Source organism: Candidatus Limnocylindrales bacterium, assembly GCA_035559535.1.
Taxonomy (GTDB): domain Bacteria; phylum Moduliflexota; class Moduliflexia; order Moduliflexales; family JAUQPW01; genus JAUQPW01.
Map to the genome: position 1 here is coordinate 95775 of DATMBG010000044.1, position 20479 is coordinate 116253.

The following is a 20479-nucleotide window of genomic DNA, read 5'->3' on the forward strand; positions in this document are numbered from 1 at the left end:
CAAGGAGAAAGGGGGGTAGGAGAGTTAAGAGAACATATTCTCTCATTCTCCTCCTCGAAATCACCTTATGCAAAGAGTAACAAAGCACTTTTTTATTCTATTAAATATCCTCCTTCTTTTCTCTATAGCTTCCCCCCTTCAGGCCCAAAGCTATAAGGACCTTAAGTTCAAGCCTCTGGAGTTTAAGCCACCTCCTGTAGATCGGGTTGAACTGGCAAACGGGATGATTCTCTTTTTAGCTGAAGATCATGAGCTTCCCATTGTGAATATTTCGGCTAAGATTCGAACCGGAGGTATCTATGAACCGGCCGATAAGGTGGGTTTGGCCGAGCTTACAGGGATTGTTATGAGAACGGGAGGAACCCAAAGTCGGACCCCAGAAGAAATCAACGAAGAACTTGAATTTATGGCCAGCACAATTGAAACAAGCATCGAGGATGAATCTGGTTCTGCGGGGCTTTTTACCCTCAAGAAGAATTTAGATAAAAGCCTGGAAATTTTTGCAGATATCCTGATGCATCCGGCCTTCGATAAGGATAAAGTAGAACTGGCTAAAGCCAAGGCACTGGAAGCCATCCGAAGACGAAATGATTCCCCTCAAGGGATTGCTCAGCGCGAGTTTCAAAAATTGATCTATGGAAAGACCCACCCTCTGGCCCGAACCACCGAAGTTGAAACCATTAACAATATCAGCCGTGACGACATGGTAGACTTTCACAAGAAATACTTTCACCCTAATACGATCCTGTTGGGAATTACCGGGGATTTCAACAAAGCCGAGATGATCGAAAAAATAGAAAAAGTCTTTGCCGGATGGGAGAAAGTAAACGTCGACTACCCTGAAGTACCACCGGTCGATACCCAGGTCAAAAGTACCATTGCCCTTTTTGATAAAGATATCAACCAGGCAAATATCATTATAGGGCATTTGGGAACTAAGATTACCAATCCGGATTATCCGGCCCTTCGGATTTTGGACGAAATTTTAGGCGGAGGTGGATTTACCAGCCGACTTTATAAGAAGGTTCGTAATGATGAAGGTCTGGCTTACGGTATTTATTCTAACTTTGAAGCCGGATTGCGAGATTACGGGACTTTTGAAGTAGTTCTTCAAACAAAAACAGAATCTACTCGGGAAGCCGTTGATGCCGTTATCGATCAAATTAAAAGATTAACCCAGACGGAGGTTTCCGATGAAGAGCTTCAGGTAGCTAAAGATCAGTATATGAACTCTTTTGTGTTCAGATTTGACACACGATCGAAAATTGTACAGCGTAAGATGCTCTATGAGTATTATGGGCTTCCCGCCGACTTCTTAGAAAAGTTCCGGGATAAAGTCCTGAATGTAACCAAAGCAGATGTACTTCGAGTTGCTCAACAATATCTTCATCCGGATAATTTGGTGATTATGGTCGTTGGAGATCGTAGTAAGATAGAAAAAGATCTGGCTTCGCTGGGGCCTGTGACTATCCTATCGAAAAGTTAAGAAGTCTCCTAAAACATACCCCTGTTTCCTCCAAGGGAGTTTAGGGAGGTTTCAGGCTGATGGATTATGTCAAATATGTCAGAACCCAAACTCATTCCCAGATCTATACTTTTCGGAAATCCGATCAAAACCAATCCACAAATCTCACCGGATGGAAAGCGGATGGCTTATCTGGCTCCGGTAGATAATGTGCTCAACGTGTGGGTAGGAACCGTTGGTAAAGAGGATTACAAGCCGGTTACCCAGGACAGAGATCGAGGAATACGGATATATTTTTGGGCAGAGGATAACCGGCATATTTTGTACCTTCAGGATGTGGGAGGGAATGAAAATTGGCGATTATACGCTGTAAATCTTGAAACGGGAGGGATCAAAGAACTTACTCCTTTTGAAAATGTCCAGGTTCAAATTGTAGCCCATAACAAACATCGCCCCCATGAACTTCTCATTGGAATGAACAAGGAAAATCCCCAGGTCCATGACGTATATCACTTGAATTTAACCTCCGGAGAACTGAGGATGGTCGCCAAGAATCCGGGGAGTGTTGCAGATTGGGTAACCGATGTAAATCTAAAAGTACGGGGTGCAGTGGTTTCTACTCCTCAGGGTGGGTTTGAGTTGATGATTCGGGAAAATGAAAATGCCGAATGGAAAAGGCTGGTTACCTGGGATCCGGACGACAGCCTGAACAGTGGTCCTGTGGGATTTTCTAAAGATGGCCGATTTATTTACCTCAAGGATTCTCGAGGTGCCAACGCCAGCCGTCTGGTCAAGATGGAGGTTGAGACCGGTCGTACGGAAGTTATCGTTGGGGATCCTCAATATGATGTAAATACCATAGTCATACATCCGGATACCTATGAAATCCAAATGGTATCTTTCACCAAAGCTCGAACCGAGTGGGTGGTTCTGGATCCATCTATTCGGGACGATATCGAAGCGATCCGCAATCTCCACCCTGGAGACTTTTTCCTGATCAATCGAGACCATGCAGATGCCGTCTGGTTAATAGGGTTCACGGTGGATACAGGAGCCGTCCCCTTTTACGCTTTCGACCGAAAAACCCGAAAAGGGACTTTTCTTTTTTATCATCGGCCCGATCTGAACAACTATACCCTGGCTCCCATGGAACCCATCTCCTTTAAGGCGCGGGATGGGCTAACCATCCATGGATATATAACCTTTCCTCCGGGAAAGGAAAGAAAAAATTTACCCATGGTCCTCCAGGTACATGGAGGACCATGGGCCCGGGATATGTGGGGTTTTAATCCAGAAGCTCAGTGGCTGGCGAACCGGGGATATATTTGCCTGCAGGTCAACTTCCGGGGATCTACCGGTTATGGGAAGGATTTTCTAAACGCCGGAGATCGGGAATGGGGTGCAAAGATGCAAGATGATCTGGTGGACGCCGTGCGTTGGGCTGTTGAACAGGGATTCGCCGATCCGAAAAAAGTAGCTATTTATGGAGGTTCCTATGGGGGATATGCAGCATTGGTCGGCGCTACCTTTACACCGGACCTCTTTCGTTGTGCCATCGATGTGGTTGGGCCCAGCAATCTGATCACACTGATCAAAACGATTCCTCCTTACTGGTCCACCTTTCTGGCGACTTTTCACAAGCGGGTTGGTAATCCGGATACCGAAGAAGAATTTTTGAAGTCCCGTTCTCCCCTCTTCAAAGTTGATCAAATCAAGATACCTATACTTATTGCTCAGGGAGCCAACGATCCTCGGGTCAAACAATCTGAATCTGAACAAATTGTTGCAGCCATGAAAAGTAAGGGCATTGACTACGAGTATCTGCTTTTCCCCGATGAAGGGCACGGCTTTGCCAAACCGGAAAATCGGATCAAGTTCTATGCTGTGGCAGAAAAATTTCTGGCCAAGCATTTAGGGGGACGCTTTGAGGAGTCTACCGATTCATGAATCAACCCTTGGCACAACAGGTAGGACGAATCGTTGATTTGTCCTGGGCGAAATGGCCTTTCGCCCTACCAGGTTACGTCAACAGCCTGGAGGGTTAGGGTCAATGGCCTTAAGGTTAAGGGTGGAAGTCCCGGCTAGAAGCGCCCCTACCTTATCCCCCCCCCGCTTCGCAGGGGAGGGGACTTTGACCGCAACGCTTCTTCCCGTGCAAAGCAAGGGAAGGTCAGGAAGGAGGCCTTAACTTAAAGCTATAGAAGGTGAGGGCGGGGGTCTACTTCCCTCCACTCCTGAAAAACTACTCCTATAAGGGAGTCGGGGAATTGTTCCAAATAAGCGGGTAATTCAGCTCTTTTATAGATTCATTGGAGAATTGGAGTCGGGATTGGGACCTCTGCCGGAAGGTCGTAAATAGGCTCCCGCTCCACGATTTTATCGATGGAAACTCCCATAGCTGCGTCGGTTTCCCGTTCGACCATGACTTCTACCAGAGCCGGCCTTCTTTGACGATTAGATTCTTTTACGGCCCACTCCAGAGCCGGCTTGATTTCATCCGGCCTGATCACCCGGCGACCCAGTGCTCCCATACCTTCCATTACCTTGACGTGGTCGATTCCCATACCGTCATAGGTAATATCCACTCCAAAATTCATCTCATAGAGGTATTTTTCCGGTTGTCGAATGAGGCTGAGATAGCCATTATTAACCATAACCAGGACGAAAGGAACCTGATATTGAACGGCTACGGCAACTTCTTCCATCAGAAATTGAAAGCTGTAATCTCCTACGACCCCAACAACCTGTTGATGTGGCCTTGCCAGCTTGATTCCAATACAGGCCGGAATTTCCCACCCCAGGGGGCCTGCCTGTCCGCAACAGAAATAATGTCTGGGCTTATAAATCTCTTGAAATTGGCCTGACCAGATTTGATAAAGTCCAATAGCCGTTACAAAAACCGTATCCCGGTCGAAGAATTCATTCAGCTCTTTGTAAACCCGCTGGGGTTTAATGGGAATGTTATCAAAATCCATCTTTCGACCCATCCGACGTCGGATATCCGGAATACTCTGGACCCAGGGTGTTGGTTGACGCGGTGGAGTCATCTCTCGAGCTGTTTGCAGGAGGGCTTGCAGGGCCAGCTTGGCATCTGAAACAATACCCAAATCCGGAGGGAAAACTCGACCCAGTTGAGTCGGTTCGATATCAATATGGATAAACTTTCTTCCCTTCGTATAAACATCCAGAGCCCCGGTATGCCGTTCTGCGAATCGGTTTCCGATCGATAGGACCAGATCTGATTCCAGAAAGATTTTATTACCCGAGCGGGTAGTCGTCTGAATACCGACCAGGCCGGCATATAGGGGATGGTCCGCCGGAATACCCCCCATAGCCATATAGGTAGGGATAACCGGTATTTGTAGATACTCGGCCAACTGGATAAATTCCTGGGTCGCATTGGCTAGAATAACGCCACCCCCCATCATCAGGATAGGCCGCTCAGCCTGGAGAAGCATCTCGATGGCTCGACGAATTTGCTTCATATTGGGGCCGGGTTTAAAAATCGGCAAAGGCTCATCGATATCAGGATCATATTCTACCTCCCCCCGCTGAACATCCAGGGGGAGATCGATATGAACTGCCCCGGGTCGCCCTTCTTGGGCAATTTTAAAGGCTTCCCGGAAGACAAAGGGAACCTGAGCCGTTTCCAATACCAGATAACTTTTTTTGGTAACCGGCCTCACAATTTCAGCGATGTTAACGGCCTGAAAAGCCTCTTTGTGTAATACATTCCGAGGAGCCTGTCCGGTGATGCAAATCAATGGGATAGAATCCGCTTGGGCCGTATAAAGTCCTGTAACCATATTGGTCCCGGCCGGACCTGAAGTCCCTATGGCAATGCCTACCTTGCCCGTAGCGCGAGCCCATCCATCTGCAGCGTGGGTCCCCCCTTCCTCATGCCGAACGGTCAAGTGTTTAATCTTTTTGGATTTGCTAAGGGCTTTGTAGAGAGGAAGAATAGCCGCTCCTGGAATCCCAAACACATATTCTACTCCTTCACTCTCTAAAATTTTTACCACAGCTTCCATTACGGGCATTTTAGGCATAAGCTACCTCCTTAAAAGAAAGATGGAGTAAATGGAATCCCCCCATCCCCCATCCTTCCTGTTATTTTTATCCTAACTGCTCCGGTTTTCTTAAAACCTTACAACGGAGTTGTAATCATAAAAGATTATCAAAATCTACCAGGGGTGTCAAGGAGAAGTTAATATCTAGTAATTATACCAATTTAGTAGGTGTCACTTTTTCTGTCTGAACACCCTCCCATCCCCCCTTCAGGGGGGACTGACATAGGGTTGCTGCTGCTGAATCCCCCCTGGAGGGGGGGGATGGAAGGGTGTTTCTTTTTCCACCTACTAAATGGATACGGATACTAATATCTAAGTAACTGTGATAACTTCCTACGAAAATCATCCTACGATTTTCATGCTTTGTGGTAACCCAACAGGTGAAAGAGGCTTTGGAATAACTTTCTCCTTGACAACCTTTGTAGATTCGATAATCCTTACTAAGGGACTAGGGACTATCAGCCCATTCGCTATTTGCCATGTACCACTTGCCGCCTGCCCTGTGGATTCGATAATCCTTACCAGGAACCGTCAACCCAGAGAGGAGAGAGAAATATGGATATTCGACAACTAACCAACGAGGTCATGGCTCGTCTGGATGAGCTCGCAACTTACAGCGAAGACCCCTGTGGCCTTACACGAGTTTTTTTAAGTCCTGAGCAGAAGCGAGTCAACGAATTAGTGCTGGGATGGATGAAGGAAGCGGGTATGGAGGTCTGGATAGACGGGATTGGTAATGTGGTGGGTCGGTATGAAGGGATAAGTTCCGGCCTCCCTGCTTTGATGTTGGGCTCACATTTGGATACGGTTCGAAATGCTGGAAAGTATGATGGTCCCCTCGGGGTTGTTACGGCGATTGCCTGTGTCAAAGCCCTGCATCAGAGACAAGAACGATTACCTTTTGCTATCGAAGTAGTCGGCTTCTCAGACGAAGAAGGTACCCGTTTCCAGGCAACCCTGCTTGGAAGTCGGGCTATAGCCGGTACTTTCGATTATACGGTACTCCAAAATGTAGATGATAAAGGGATAAGTATGGCAGACGCCATGCGGAATTATGGACTTGATCCGGATAAAATCGTTCAGGTAGCCCGGCGCCCTGCTGATCTTCTGGCCTATGTTGAGCTTCATATCGAACAGGGCCCTGTACTCGAAGCTGAAGACCTCCCAGTCGGTATTGTAACTTCCATTGCCGGGGCGACCCGGTTGATGGTAACCCTTACCGGTAGCGCCGGACACGCCGGAACTGTACCCATGTCTTTACGGCGCGACGCCCTGGTGGCAGCCGCCGAGGCTATCTTGTTTATCGAAAAACGTTGCTTGGGCAAGTTGGGGATACCCCCAGATAATCTGGTTGGAACGGTAGGGCAGATTCAGGTTTTACCGGGTGCCAGCAACGTTATCCCGGGTACGGCAAAGTTTTCCGTGGATGTACGTGCCCCAACCGACTCGGATCGTCTGGAGGCCGTCAGGGATATTGTAAAGGCTATTCAGGATATTTGCTCCCGGCGCAGGATTGAATATGAGATCCGGAAAGTCCATGAAAGTCCAAGCTCTTTTTGTGCTCCCTGGCTTATGACCCAATTCGAAGCGGCTATAGTGGCAGAAGGCCTTCAACCGCGCTATTTACCCAGCGGTGCGGGCCACGATGCCATGGCAATGGCCGCGATCACGGATATAGGAATGCTATTCATCCGCTGCAAGGGGGGGATCAGTCATACACCGGATGAATCCATTACCCCGGAGGATGTCGAAATCGGTATCCGGGTGTTGTTGCGTTTTATTCGACAGTTTAAACCCAGGGTCCGTTGTCCTTAGTCTTTCGCCCGTTACTTTTGATTGATGATCCCTCGTAGGGAGTCTTGGACAAAGGACAACGGGCTAAGAACAGACGGGCTAAGAACAATAACTATAGATAAATGTCGGCTAATTTTAAAAAAGAGATCACCGAGTTTCTTAATCAAAAATGGGAAGAGGAAGTCCAATTTCTGGCCGAACTGGTAAAGGTACCTTCCGATAACCCACCCGGAGATTGCGTACCCCACGCAGAGCGAACCACTGCGCTTTTAGAAGCATTGGGATTGACCGTGGAGAAGTATCCGGTTCCTGAGGAACTTGTAAAAAAGCAGGGTATGGTCCGGGTTACAAATCTCATTGTCCGCCATCGGTTTGGTGAGGGGCCCATTGTAGCCTTAAATGCCCATGGAGACGTTGTTCCTCCGGGTGAGGGATGGACCGCCGACCCCTATGGGGCAGAGATCCGAGATGGAACCATGTATGGTCGAGGGGTGGCAGTCTCAAAATCGGATTTTGCGACCTATACTTATGCTCTGTTAGCCCTTAAGGCCATCCAGGCGCCCCTGAAGGGAAGTGTTGAACTGCACTTTACTTACGATGAAGAAGCCGGGGGGCAAGTCGGTCCGAAATGGCTGCTTGAACAGGGTCTTTCAAAGCCTGACTTTGTTATTTCGGCAGGCTTCTCCTACGCCGTAGTAACGGCCCATAATGGCTGCCTACATCTGGAGGTTCAGGTCAGAGGTAAATCGGCCCATGCGGCCCGTCCGGATACAGGTCATGATGCTCTGGAAGCAACCACGGCAATCCTTACAGCACTTTATAACCACCGGAAGAGCTATACCGAAATCCGTTCAAAGGTGGAGGGAATCGACTCACCAACCCTGGTGGTTGGTCTTATCCACGGTGGAATTAACACCAATGTCGTCCCAGATTTGATTACTTTCCGCCTCGATCGTCGCTTAATCCCTGAGGAAGATGGGGATAAGGTCGAACAGACGCTGACCAATTTAATAGAACAAACCGCTGCCCTTTTTCCGGGTATAAGTATCCAGGTCCGGCGTATCCTGTGGGCCAAAAGCTTCACTCCGGTGCCCGGTTCTGAAAAACTGTTGAAGATTCTCCTGGATAATGCCTGTGAGGTCATGGGAGAGAAGATTGGCAGTCAGGGGGTTCCCATTTACACCGATGCCCGACACTACGCCGGGATGGGTATTCCAACTGTAATGTACGGTGCGGGCCCTCGAAGTCTCCTGGAAGCCAATGCTCACCGTGCCGATGAACGCTTAAAACTGGACGACCTTAAAAAGGCAACCCGAGTCGTAGCTTTTACGCTTCTCGACCTTTTACGGGGAACTCATGCATGATTCACCAAAATCAGAATAAGTTTTTAGGCAGTCCGGGAAGGGAATTTGCCTAAAAATCAGGCAGGTTTAAACAAAATCAAGGAAAAACTCAAGAATATCCAGGCATCTAATTCCTAGACAAGCTGGCATTTAAGTTGCTTTTTTAGAAATGGATCTCCCGGAATGATGGGAAACCCCACGGGTTTTATGATTCTTTCTTAGAATGGGCAAATTCAAGTTCTTTACAGAATGGCTCTGCCAGGTATTTATTCACCTGTGACGGTAATATTTTCCTTGACAGGTTTAAGGATATTATTATCTGATGGAGAAAGTGGGATAAAATCCAGGGGTTAGGAGGAGATAGTTTAACCTTAGCATCCAAAAGGAGGTAAAATAGAATCATGAGAGATTTCAGAAGAAGCTTATTCTTGGTGATTTTAGGGATATTTCTAAGTGCTGTGGCGTTATCATTTTCTTTTGAAAAAGCCGTTGCCCAGGAAAAAGTTCTGAAAATTGGTCAATTGGGTGTGATGAGTGGTCCGGCAGCATCCTGGGGATTGGTTAATAAATATTGTATTCAGGCGGCTGCCGAGATGATTAATGAAGAGGGAGGTGTAGAGATAGACGGAGAGAAATATAAAATTGAGTTTGTCAGTATTGACGATAAAATGGATCCCAAGCTGGCTGTATCCGGCATGGAAAGACTCGTTTACCAGGAGAAGATCAAATACATCATCGGCCCTAATGTGGATACTACGGCCGCCAGTGTAGTGCCTGTAATCGAGGCAGCCGGAGCCATTAATATTCCTTATGCTTTTTCGAAGGCATTATATTCCCCTCCCCATGGCAATTCAATCCTTGGAATGATCGCCTCCTATCAGGCAGGTCCTGTAATTTATAAGTATTTAAAGGAAAACAAAGGGGTTAAGTCCATTAGTTTTATTGCAAGAAATGATTCTGATCCTCTCAATCAAAGGGATGAAGGGGTGGAAGCGGCCAAAAAACTTGGGTTAAATATTATTTCTTCGACCGATACTTACGAGCCAGGAACGACAGATTTCTTCCCTGTTATGTCCAAGGTGGTCAAGGGAAACCCGGATCTTATTGTTCTTTCAGGAGTTGCCCCTGCGGACGCTCCCCTACTCATCAAAGCTGCCCGTGAATTGGGTTATAAAGGATTGTTAAGTACTGAGACGGCCCAAGACATCAAGATTTTGAACGAAGTGGCCGGAAAGTATGCAGAAGGTTTTATCTCTGTGGGTGGGGCCAGTACTCCTGAAATCCAAAGTGATTATATGAAGAAATTCGTCGAGCGTTATAAAAAAGTAGCCGGTGAGTGGAATGATGAAGCTGGAACTAAAGTCTATGCCCTGCAGATGATCATCTACACCCTTCAAAAAGCTGGCAAGGCTGCTCTGACCGATGTGGAAGTTTTCAAAAAAGCAATTCCGGAAGTAAAGGTGAGGAATCCCTTTCTCAAAGAGGAGAGGATTTTGAAGTATGTAGGCACGGCCTATTTTGGTCAACCTCGTCAAATCGGTGTTCCCATGGTAGTTAATGAAGTTCGTAATGGGAAGTTTGAAACCCTTTTCATTGGAAGTGTAGAAGATTAACCCTTTTGTCCGGAGTCCTATGTCGGGTGGCTTATAACAAATCATAGACATGGATTCCGGACTCTGAACCCTCGCGATATTTCTCCATGTCCCAGATGATCATTAACGGAATGGTTCTGGGGATGATTTACGCCCTCATTGCCCTCGGACTTACCCTGATCTTCAGTATTATGAACGTAGTTAATTTTGCCCATGGTCAGATGTATATGCTGGGGGGATTTGTGGTTTATTATCTTTACGGTGTTTATCAGTGGAATTATTTTCTGGCTTTAATGGTAGCTGCTTTGGCCCTGGCTGTTATAGGAATTATCTTTGAAAAGTTCTTCTTTCGAAGGGTTATGCGATTGGCAAAACGGGAAGAGAATACCATGCTTCTTGCTATGGGTACGGCTCTGCTCCTCGAAAATCTGGCTTTATTCTCCTTTGGAGAAAAGCAGCGAGGGGTTCCGCCGGTGGTTACCGGAGTATATGAAGTAGGTGGGGGTTATCTACCTGCCGGAAGAGCCCTTGTATTTTTTGTGGCCTTATTTTTGGTCATCGGCCTGTTATTATTTGTCCAATATACCAGGCCGGGTCGTGCCATGCGGGCACTGGCTCAAGATAAGGAAGCCACCTATCTGCAGGGAGTAGATATCAATCAGGTCTCAGCACTGGGATTTGCCATAGGAGCTGCTTTAGCCGGACTGGCTGGAGGGTTGTTGATAACCATCTTTGCGATTAATGCCGGATCAGGCACCGCCGTTTCCACAAAGGCCTTTACCATGATCATGATCGGGGGGGCCGGAGTCGTTTCCGGGGCTATTCTTGGAGGCTTTGTATTGGGTTTCTGTGAGGCAATAGGTTATGAAACCCTGCCAGGTTCTACTACTTACCTGATTATCTTTATTGCATTGATTCTTTTCTTAATTGTTCGTCCTCAAGGAATTATGGGGAGACCTCAAGGATAAGGCTGTAGAGAAGGAACCATAGAATGGCTACAACTCAAAAAGAAGGCAAAAGGGAAGAGGAGAAAGTGAGAGAAGGTGGAAAAGGAAAACCGGGTATCTTATCTTCGGTTCTTCCTTTTTCCCTTTCTTCCGTTCTCTTGTTTTTCCTGGGGCTGATCTATCTGGTCATCTTTCCGCTTCTTTATCGGGATTCCAGATACGTGCTGGGAGTGGTTATCAATGCTTCCATGTTGAGTGTCATTAGCCTGGGAGTCTGGCTTACCTTTACGATTGGTCGTACGAACATCAGTCAAGGGGCTTTCGCCCTTATCGGGGGATACACAACGGCTATTTTATCGGTTAGATATGGCATCTCTTTCTGGCTTTGCCTTCCTCTATCCGGACTCATGGCTGCACTGATTGGTGCTTTGATCGGCTGGCCCATATTGCGCCTGAGGGGAGTCTACTTTGCCATGATTACCCTCAGCTTAACAGAAGCAACCAGACTTGCTTTCTTAAATGGCGGAGATTTTACCAGAGGAGGTACCGGAATTGTAGATATTCCAAGACCTGGAGCCTTATCCATCGCAGGAATAACCCTTATCCCGGCCTTTAAAGGATCAGACCCTTTACCCTTTTATTACCTGGCAGCTTCTTTACTCATTCTCACCCTTATCAGTTTACGACGCCTGACCCAGAGTCGAATAGGCTGGGTCTTTAGATCCCTCCGACAAAATGAAGAGCTGGCTTCCAGTATTGGAATCAACGTGGCCAAGTATCGGGTCATGGCTTATGCTATTTGCTGTTTTATCGGGGGGTTGGGAGGCTCGTTTTTCGCAGCTTTCCAGCAAAATATCTATCCGGCAACCTATACGGTTACCGACTCCATCTACTTTATGCTCTACTGCTTCCTGGGTGGACTTGATTATTTGTTTGGGCCTGTTGTGGGGGCCTTCTTACTTCTTATCAGCTTTGAACTTCTCCACAGTATTCAAACCTATCAAACTATGATTTATGCCATTATTATGATCACCTTTATGTTGTGGTTACCCAATGGGATTCTAAGTTTGAGGTTTAAGAAATAATCCTCTACATCCGTTACCTAAACAAGGGACTATAGATGACGGGATGAATATGAGCCTGCTTCAGATCAAGGATCTTACCAAACGGTTTGGAGGGTTAACGGCCGTCAATGGAGTAAGTTTTGAGGTGAAGGCGGGAGAAATCCTTTCCGTTATAGGTCCGAACGGCGCCGGGAAAAGTACACTTTTCAAGTTGATTACTTCCTTTCTAAAACCCAGCCACGGAACCATTACCTTCAAAGGAGAAGATATTACCCATTTACCTCCCCATGTTGTAGCCAGGAAAGGGATTGTCCGCACTTTTCAGGAAACCAACATCTTTAAAGAGATGACGGCTTTACAGAATGTAGTTCTTGCCCATCATCTTCGATGCCGGGCCAGTAGTTGGGGGATTTTTTTCAATAGCCATCAGGCACGAAAAGACGAAATAGAATTTCATCAAAGTGCCCTGGAAATCTTAACATATCTCGGATTAGCCGCCCTCAAAGACGAGGAGGCCAGGAACTTACCCCACGGACATCTCAGGGCCCTGGAAATAGCCGTAGCTTTGGCGGCCAATCCTACCTTGCTCCTTCTCGACGAGCCCTTCACAGGAATGAATCCCGAGGAGACCGATACAGCCGTCGAAATGGTTCGAGGGATCCGCGATCGTGGTGTAACGGTTATTCTGGTCGAGCATGATATGCGGGCGGTTATGAAAATCAGTGACCGTATCGTTGTCCTTAATTTTGGCACCAAGATCGCCGAAGGAAAACCCAAAGAAATCCAGCAGAATCCGGCTGTAATCGAAGCCTATCTTGGAAAAGAGGATGACGAGGCCGGCTTTTAAAAAAGAAAAAAGGAAGAAAATAGGAGAGAGGAGAAAATGTACTTTGAAACCAGGAATATCCGGGTGCTTTATGACCGGGTCATAGCCCTTCGAGGGGTTTCCATAGCTTTGGGGCAAGGCGAGATTGTGACTCTAATTGGAGCCAATGGGGCAGGAAAAACAACGACCTTGCGTGCCATTACCGGTTTAACTAAAATCAGTTCCGGCGAAATCTGGTTTAATGGACGACGTATTGACGGTCTCCCACCTCAAAAAATTGTTGCCTTGGGAATCTCCATGGTACCCGAAGGAAGACATATATTCCCTTACATGAATGTCAAAGATAATCTCCTCATGGGAGCCTATCTCCGGAAGGATAAGAAGGGTATTATGGAGGATCTGGAAAAGATCTATGCCCGTTTTCCCCGTCTCAAGGAGAGACTGCGCCAGCAGGCAGGCAGCCTTAGTGGCGGTGAACAGCAAATGCTGGCCATTAGTCGGGCCTTGATGGCAAGACCCAAGCTCCTCCTGCTGGATGAACCTTCTTTAGGCCTTGCCCCTATGATGGTCAGGGAAATCGCCAGGGCTATCCTGGCTATAAATAAAGAAGAAAACGTAGGTGTTATCCTGGTAGAACAAAACTCCCGAATGGCCTTAAAGATCTCATCCAAAGGATATGTCCTGGAAAACGGACAGATTGCACTGGAAGACGCCTCCCGGAATCTTATCCATAACGATCATGTGAGGAGGCTTTACCTGGGAGGATGAGTTTTTACTTCCAGGCCATAGCCTCCCCCCCTATAGTTCTGAGAATCCCGACAATATTCTTAATCTACTTCCTGTTTCAGGGGAAAAGGATTACCTTAAAGAAGGGTTTCATTTAAAAAAATGAGATTTATCTTATTTAAGAGAGCTATTTAAGTTCATACCCCTGCAAGGATAAGTTAAAATCCCATTAACGCCTAAGCTTAGGGAGAGGAGGAAGTTTATGAGTTTATCCATCTCCAGTTTACTGGAACCCATCACGGAGCCAGAAGTCCTGGAAAGTATTAAGGCCCTTCCTACCGAGGACGATCTGCCCTACGATGATGGAGAGCCTATGGAGTCAGACCAACATCGGGAGCAGATGAATATTCTGATCGACTCCCTCAAGGTACATTGGTCGGATCGTGAAGATTATTTTGTAGGTGGGAATATGTTTTTGCATTATGATCCAGAAAATAGAACCAAATTTCGAGGTCCAGATTTTTTCTTGGTCCTTGGGGTGGAAAGAAGAAAGCGAAGGAAGAGTTGGGTGGTATGGCGAGAGGGAATGAAGTTTCCAAATGTAATCATAGAGTTATTATCGGACAGCACGCGGAACGAGGATAAAGGAATGAAGAAGGAATTATATGAGAAAGTATTTCGGACGGAAGAGTACTATCTCTATGATCCCCATAGCCAGGAGTTTATTGGGAATCACTTAAAGGTCGGGCGATATGAGGAAGTAATGCCCGATCAGGAGGGGAAGATTTATTCGCCTGTAACCGGTTTGTATCTGGCTGTCCGGGGAGAATGGCTGAGATGGCTGACCCCCGAGGGGGTTATCTTACCGACCCCTATGGAATTAGCAGAACAAGAAAAACAACGGGCAGAACAAGAAAAACAACGGGCAGAACGAGCTGAACAATTACTTGAAGAATATCGACGTCGTTTCGGTGACCTGAATCTATAGGCTTTGATTACCTTTCCGATTTTATTCGATTTTCACCCGTCCGGTATTGTTGACTATGACTTTTCGTTGTTCACCTTTGGAGTTTTGAAGAATAATAGTACCTGTGCTCGCGCCACCTTTAGGAGTAAAGGTAATCTTGCCTGAACTGGGAGTACTAACAATGAAAATTTCCTTATACTCCGCATCCAGCACTATTTGTCCGATAGAATCTAGAATTCGATTAACTCCGCCAGGGTCCTGGACGATCTGATAAAAATTCCCCTGGTTTTTGTCTTTGATCTGGAGTTGATAAGAAACCCCTTCGTATACCGCCGAAAGCCGGGCCTGACGTAGATGATTGGCCAGTGTATAGGCGGCTGTTTTAAGCCGATATGTATGAAGCCAGTCTGTAAAGTTAGGAACCGAGATGACTAAAAATAATCCGAGGATGGAGAGAATAAGGATGAGTTCTAAAATGGAAAAACCCCGGGTTTGGTCAAACGAAAACATGAAAAGAGGATAAATCCTCAAGGTTTTTAAAAACCTTAAAGGTTTATGGATCTGTCATCCACAAATTAACATAACTCCTTGGATCCTGGAGTCCTTTCAGGTCTATACAAGGATCTAGGTTGGATCCTTCTTTGTTCGGTGCTAATTTTTCAATACGTTCGTGATACGATAAACTCCCCAAGCTCTCGCAAAGGTTGAGCCGATTCTCCAAAACTTATGAGGGCTTGTTGAGCTTTTTTGGCCAGCTCCTGGGCCAGCTTCTTAGATTTCTCCAACCCGTATAGAGCCGGGTAAGTGGCTTTTTCCCTCGCTGCATCGCTTCTGACATCTTTTCCGGTTTCCTCGGTCGTTCCCTCAACATCCAGAATATCATCTACAATCTGAAAGCAGAGGCCGATACAGGTACCATATTCGGTAATGGCTTTGAATTGCTCTGCAGTAGCATCCGCCAGCAAGGCCCCTACGCGCAGAGAAGCTAAAAGTAATTTACCGGTTTTATGGGTATGGATATACTCGAGGGTTTTAGGGTCCAGGTCTCTTTTCCCTTCCGATAAAATATCCATAACCTGACCCCCAATCATGCCGAGAGTACCTGCAGCCAGGGAGATTTCATGGATAGCAGATAAAAGGGTTTCGGCTTTGAAGGTTTTCAGATTTTCGGGTTGAGAGAGGACTTCAAAAGCCAGAGTCAGTAAAGCATCCCCTGCCAGAATCGCCATGTTCTCTCCAAAAATCTTATGATTGGTAGGTTTGTTCCGCCGGAAATCGTCATTATCCATAGAAGGCAAATCATCATGGATGAGGGAATAGGTATGAATGAGCTCGATGGCACAGGCTGCAAAAAGGACCGATTCTGGATTTCCTCCGACCGCTTCGGCGGCAGCTAAAGTAAGAATAGGTCTGAGGCGCTTGCCCCCTGCAAATACACTGTAACGCATGGCCTGGTGAATGATAGAGGGATATTTAGATTCTTTAGGAATATAATGTTCCAGGGCCCTATCAACCAATTCCCGTCGTTGGGTCATGTAGGTTTTTAAATCCACTTTTTGTAAGGGTGAAGAAGGAGGAACGATAGAGAGATCTACCCTTCTTCCTTCCTCCTTTATCCTTTACCCTTTGTGCAGGCTGTGATGGTTTCCAGCAGCCTTGCTTTTTTTATAGGTTTGGTCAGATATGTCGTACACCCGGCCTTCAGACTTTTCTGCTCATCCTCCTTAAGGGCATGGGCAGTCAATGCAATGATGGGGGTAGGGGCAGGTTTCAAACCCAACTTTATCTGCTCACTCTCCCACTCCCGGATCATTTTGGTGGCCGTATATCCATCCATTACAGGCATTTGCATATCCATCAATACAAGATGGTAGTCTCCGGATTTAAACTTTTCAACAGCTATCTCACCATTTTCAGCTACCTCTAATTGATAAGGGGTTTTTTTGAAATAAGATTGGATGAGTAGCCGGTTATCCGGGGAATCTTCGACCAACAAAATACGAAGGACCGGCAGGGATTCTTCTCCCTGTTTGGGAAAAACTTTACCTTCGTCCCAGGCCTGTGAAGGGATCGTATCACAAGTAAGCCTGGCACCTGGGACGGCAAGGTTATTCTGTACAGAGGGATCTTTCCATTCAACAGGTCTCCCCTCAGGCATGGATCTTCTTGTTTTATCGGTACGATTTAAAGCAGTTAGAATGGTCTCCAGTAAATCCGATCGTTTGATCGGTTTAAGCAGGCAGTTTGTGATTCCCAGCTCTCGGCACCGAACCATATCCCGGCCTCGATTATCTGAAGTAAGCATCAAGATGGTCGCAGGGATAATTCCTGGAATTTTCCGGACTTCTTCCATAACTTGAAATCCGTTCATACCCGGCATGCGACCATCGAGTAGCAGCAATTCATAAGGGACTCCAGCTTCTCCAGCCCGTCGAAGCTCTATAAGCCCTTGTTCCCCATCTTCAACTTCTGTTACCTGAGCCCCCCATCTCTTAAGGGTTTCCCTCAAAATCATGCGATTGGTTGCATTATCATCCACTATCAAGGTTCTGAGTCCTTTTAAATCTGTAACAGAACTGGATGGCTGCGCCGATTCTATGGGAGAGATCTCCCCTTTCTGGGTTTGAATTTCAAATCGAGCCGTAAAGGAAAAGGTACTTCCTCGACCCATTTCACTTTCCACCCAGATATGACCTCCCATCAATTCCACCAACCGCCTGGAGATGGCAAGTCCAAGTCCTGTTCCTCCATATTTACGGGTGATAGAAGAGTCGGCCTGGGTAAAACTGTCAAAAATTGTATCGAGTTTCTCCGGTGGAATCCCTACGCCTGTATCTGAGACGGAAAACAGCAAAAAGACCGAAGTCCCAACATGGAGATCCGAAAATAGAAACTCACCTTCAGAACTTTTAACTCTGGATTCCGGATTTCCGACCCTTTCAATACGTAATACGATTTCCCCCCGTTCGGTAAACTTGATGGCATTACCCAGGAGGTTCATGAGAATCTGGCGTAAGCGATGGGGATCCCCCATGAGGTGAACAGGTACCTCCGACCCAATCTGATAGGCCAGTTCAAGACCTTTTTCCTGGGCACGTAGAGCTATTAGTTCAACAGTTCTTTCTATGAGTTTTTCCAGATCAAAGTTAATATTTTCAAGTTCAATATGGCCGGATTCTATTTTAGAGAGATCCAAAATATCGTTAATAAGAGTGAGAAGTGTGTTTCCGGCTTTCCTTAAAATACCTACATACTCTTGCTGCTCGGGTGTTAAGGGGGATTCCCAGAGCAGGTCGGCAATACCGATAATGGAGTTCAAAGGGGTGCGGATTTCGTGGCTCATATTAGCCAGGAATTCACTCTTGGCACGGCTGGCGGATTCGGCAGCTTCTTTGGCCTTGTGTAATTCTTCTTCCGCCCGCTTCCGTTCGGCCAGTTCCTGCTGAACCGAGGTATATAAGCGGGCATTATCCAGAGCGAGGGAAGCTAGCTGGGCAAATTGGCTTAACAATAAGATTTCATCCTCTTTGAAGATGCGACCTTCCTTCACATAAGCCAAACCAATAACTCCCACAACTTGAGAATTGGATCGAAGCGGTGCTGCCAGAACCGCATGGAATCCGGCGGTATCAAAAGCCGACAGACGACCGGACCAGGTCTGATAATCTTCCACGGCCAAAGGCTGACCGGTCTGCCAGATGGTTCCGGCTACACCCTCCCCCGGTCTCAGGCGATAACCGACATATTTATTGTAAACACCTATCCCCACCTTCAAGACCATCTCGGTCCCTTCCGGCTCAGCCAGATAGATAAATCCATGGGGTGTACCCAGAAGGGCTCCGGCACGTGCAATAAGAACTTCAAGGAGATTTGCCAATTCCAGATGATTCATTAAGGCGAGGGTGGTTTCATGCAGAGCAGCCAGGTATTCATTCCGTTGAAGTAGATTTTCTTCTATCCGTTTCCGTTCCATGATCTCACGCCCGAGCTTTTGATTGGCCAGTTCAACTTCTCCGGCACGAAGCCGCGCCATCTGAATCAGATGAACCGTCCAGGCAAGCAAAAAAGTCATTACAATTCCCACACCGAGTCCTACTTTAGGAAGAGAAGACTGCTCCATAGCCAGTAACTTCGGTCTCGGCCATACCCGTATTCGCCAGGTAACCCCATAAAGATCCATTTCCGTTTCATGACCCCATTCTTTTTCATATAGCCTATCCTTATCATAAAAACCATAAATTTCTTCTTTATTTTCGAAAATGGCCAGAGAGTATTTAGAGGTTATATCAGGGGATAAGATAGCATTCAGCAAGGCAGGAATATGAAAAACACCGGTTATAAATCCCTCAAAGTTTTTTCCTCTGAAGAGAGGTAAATAAACCGAAAACCCCTTACCCCCCTGGACCAAATCCACCGAAGGGGTAAAGGTTATTTTATGATGGTCCCGGGCCCTTTCCAAGGCCTGCCGCTGTCTTTCCTCAAATCCGAGATTCAAACCCTGCAGGGCCTCATTTCCTTCCAGGGGGGCAACCCATTGTATGTAAAACGAGGGATCTACCCATCCCAGGGCAAGAGAACCGGAATAATGACCAATATAAAACTCTGCCTCGGACTCCCAATATTCTTTAACCGGCTTTCCTTCTCTCTCCCAGCGGTTGGCTATATGGACAAGACCCAGGATTCGGGTTCTAATTTCCGATGTGATTTGATTTTTGATGGTGATTGCGGTTGTTTCAATCATCTGTTCAATTTGAGCATGGTCCTGTACCCGAAGGGCCTGCCATAAAACAAGGGCAATTGTTAAAGTACCGATACCGACAGGAATCGGAAGCCACCGGGGTAGGCGAGTTCTCTCCATTCTACTATCGTGCCATGCAAAGGCAAAGATACCCAGACTGAGAACTACAAATCCGATTGCTGTGTGAAGGGCCATATGACGCCACCAACCATAAAGTTCCTTCATATTAATGAGATATCCTAGAAGTGCCATTATTCCAAGAGCACCGATAATGGAACTCAAAAACCCTAAAATGAGAGGACGTTGCTTGAGCCGTATGGGTATGCCTGTAAGTAATAAGGCAACTCCGGTGAATACAAAGCATAGAGCAGTACTGGAAGCCATAACTATGGGGTAGGGCACATCGATCTGGATATCAGGACTTGTCAGAAGCCGGTTACTCCCTAACTTTGCATCAAAACTATTTTGAATGAGGGTTAGAAAACCTATCATCAAAACTATTCCCCCACAGATCCGGGTCAACCAGAGCTTACCCAAAGCTACGGCCAATAATCCCAGGCCACAGAGAAGAAACCCCAGAGCAGTATGATAATGCATGGGTATAAAGTTCGGTGATATCTGCAATAAGGTCAGGTTATGGGTATACCATCCTGTTAAGACCACCAATCCTAACAGGGTAGAGGCAATACCCACAGCTAGCACTATGAAATCAGATCCATAGGCAAATATTTTTTCTCTTCTCATAACGTCTTTTCGAAAAGGCGGGATAAAGGAGTCAGTCTTAATATTCCTGCCTTTTGATCCAGGATTAATCCTATAGTTCTCTGGATTCTTTGGAACTCAGGGCAAGATATCGCTTATAAAAGCCATAAGGAGATCCGGGCCTCTTGGAAGGTCAGATAGTCTTCAGATCACAGGAAGCGAAGAATGGAGGCGTTCCCTAAAAA

The 20479-nt window shown here is 46.7% G+C and carries 14 protein-coding genes; 10 read left to right on the forward strand and 4 right to left on the reverse strand.

Going from position 1 to position 20479, the window contains the following annotated elements; all coding sequences use genetic code 11:
- Positions 1-67 precede the first annotated feature (67 nt).
- Positions 68-1486, forward strand: coding sequence for a pitrilysin family protein (locus VNM22_16845; protein HWP48824.1), 1419 nt, complete (start codon positions 68-70; stop codon positions 1484-1486).
- A gap of 75 nt (positions 1487-1561) precedes the next feature.
- Complete coding sequence (locus tag VNM22_16850) at positions 1562-3412, forward strand: S9 family peptidase (protein HWP48825.1); 1851 nt, start codon at positions 1562-1564, stop codon at positions 3410-3412.
- 359 nt (positions 3413-3771) lie between these two features.
- On the opposite strand, the gene gcl is transcribed toward VNM22_16850, so the two are convergent.
- Positions 3772-5514, reverse strand: coding sequence for a glyoxylate carboligase (gene gcl / locus VNM22_16855; protein HWP48826.1), 1743 nt, complete (start codon positions 5512-5514; stop codon positions 3772-3774).
- A gap of 576 nt (positions 5515-6090) precedes the next feature.
- Here gcl and VNM22_16860 point away from each other — a divergent pair.
- The 8 genes from VNM22_16860 (at position 6091) to VNM22_16895 (ending at position 14815) form a co-directional block, all read left to right on the forward strand.
- Complete coding sequence (locus VNM22_16860) at positions 6091-7350, forward strand: allantoate amidohydrolase (protein ID HWP48827.1); 1260 nt, start codon at positions 6091-6093, stop codon at positions 7348-7350.
- Between the two features lie 101 nt (positions 7351-7451).
- Complete coding sequence (locus VNM22_16865) at positions 7452-8693, forward strand: ArgE/DapE family deacylase (GenBank protein ID HWP48828.1); 1242 nt, start codon at positions 7452-7454, stop codon at positions 8691-8693.
- A 380-nt stretch (positions 8694-9073) separates the two neighbouring features.
- On the forward strand, positions 9074-10285 hold the full coding sequence (locus VNM22_16870; protein HWP48829.1) for an ABC transporter substrate-binding protein: 1212 nt from the start codon (positions 9074-9076) through the stop codon (positions 10283-10285).
- An 86-nt stretch (positions 10286-10371) separates the two neighbouring features.
- Positions 10372-11232: a branched-chain amino acid ABC transporter permease gene (locus VNM22_16875; GenBank protein ID HWP48830.1), complete on the forward strand. Its 861-nt coding sequence runs from the start codon at positions 10372-10374 to the stop codon at positions 11230-11232.
- Positions 11233-11255: 23 nt separating this feature from the next.
- Positions 11256-12296 carry a branched-chain amino acid ABC transporter permease gene (locus VNM22_16880; GenBank protein ID HWP48831.1) on the forward strand — a complete coding sequence of 347 codons (1041 nt, stop codon included), beginning with the start codon at positions 11256-11258 and terminating at the stop codon, positions 12294-12296.
- A gap of 49 nt (positions 12297-12345) precedes the next feature.
- Positions 12346-13122 carry an ABC transporter ATP-binding protein gene (locus VNM22_16885; GenBank protein HWP48832.1) on the forward strand — a complete coding sequence of 259 codons (777 nt, stop codon included), beginning with the start codon at positions 12346-12348 and terminating at the stop codon, positions 13120-13122.
- Between the two features lie 36 nt (positions 13123-13158).
- On the forward strand, positions 13159-13869 hold the full coding sequence (locus VNM22_16890) for an ABC transporter ATP-binding protein (protein ID HWP48833.1): 711 nt from the start codon (positions 13159-13161) through the stop codon (positions 13867-13869).
- Positions 13870-14089: 220 nt separating this feature from the next.
- Entirely contained in the window at positions 14090-14815 is a 726-nt protein-coding gene (locus tag VNM22_16895) for a Uma2 family endonuclease (GenBank protein HWP48834.1), read from the forward strand.
- 21 nt (positions 14816-14836) lie between these two features.
- On the opposite strand, the gene VNM22_16900 is transcribed toward VNM22_16895, so the two are convergent.
- From VNM22_16900 to VNM22_16910, 3 genes are all read right to left on the reverse strand, one after another.
- Entirely contained in the window at positions 14837-15304 is a 468-nt protein-coding gene (locus tag VNM22_16900) for a GspH/FimT family pseudopilin (GenBank protein ID HWP48835.1), read from the reverse strand.
- A gap of 149 nt (positions 15305-15453) precedes the next feature.
- Positions 15454-16329, reverse strand: coding sequence for a farnesyl diphosphate synthase (locus tag VNM22_16905; protein ID HWP48836.1), 876 nt, complete (start codon positions 16327-16329; stop codon positions 15454-15456).
- A gap of 77 nt (positions 16330-16406) precedes the next feature.
- Positions 16407-20276, reverse strand: a complete 3870-nt coding sequence (locus VNM22_16910; protein ID HWP48837.1) for a response regulator — start codon at positions 20274-20276, stop codon at positions 16407-16409.
- Positions 20277-20479: the final 203 nt, after the last annotated feature.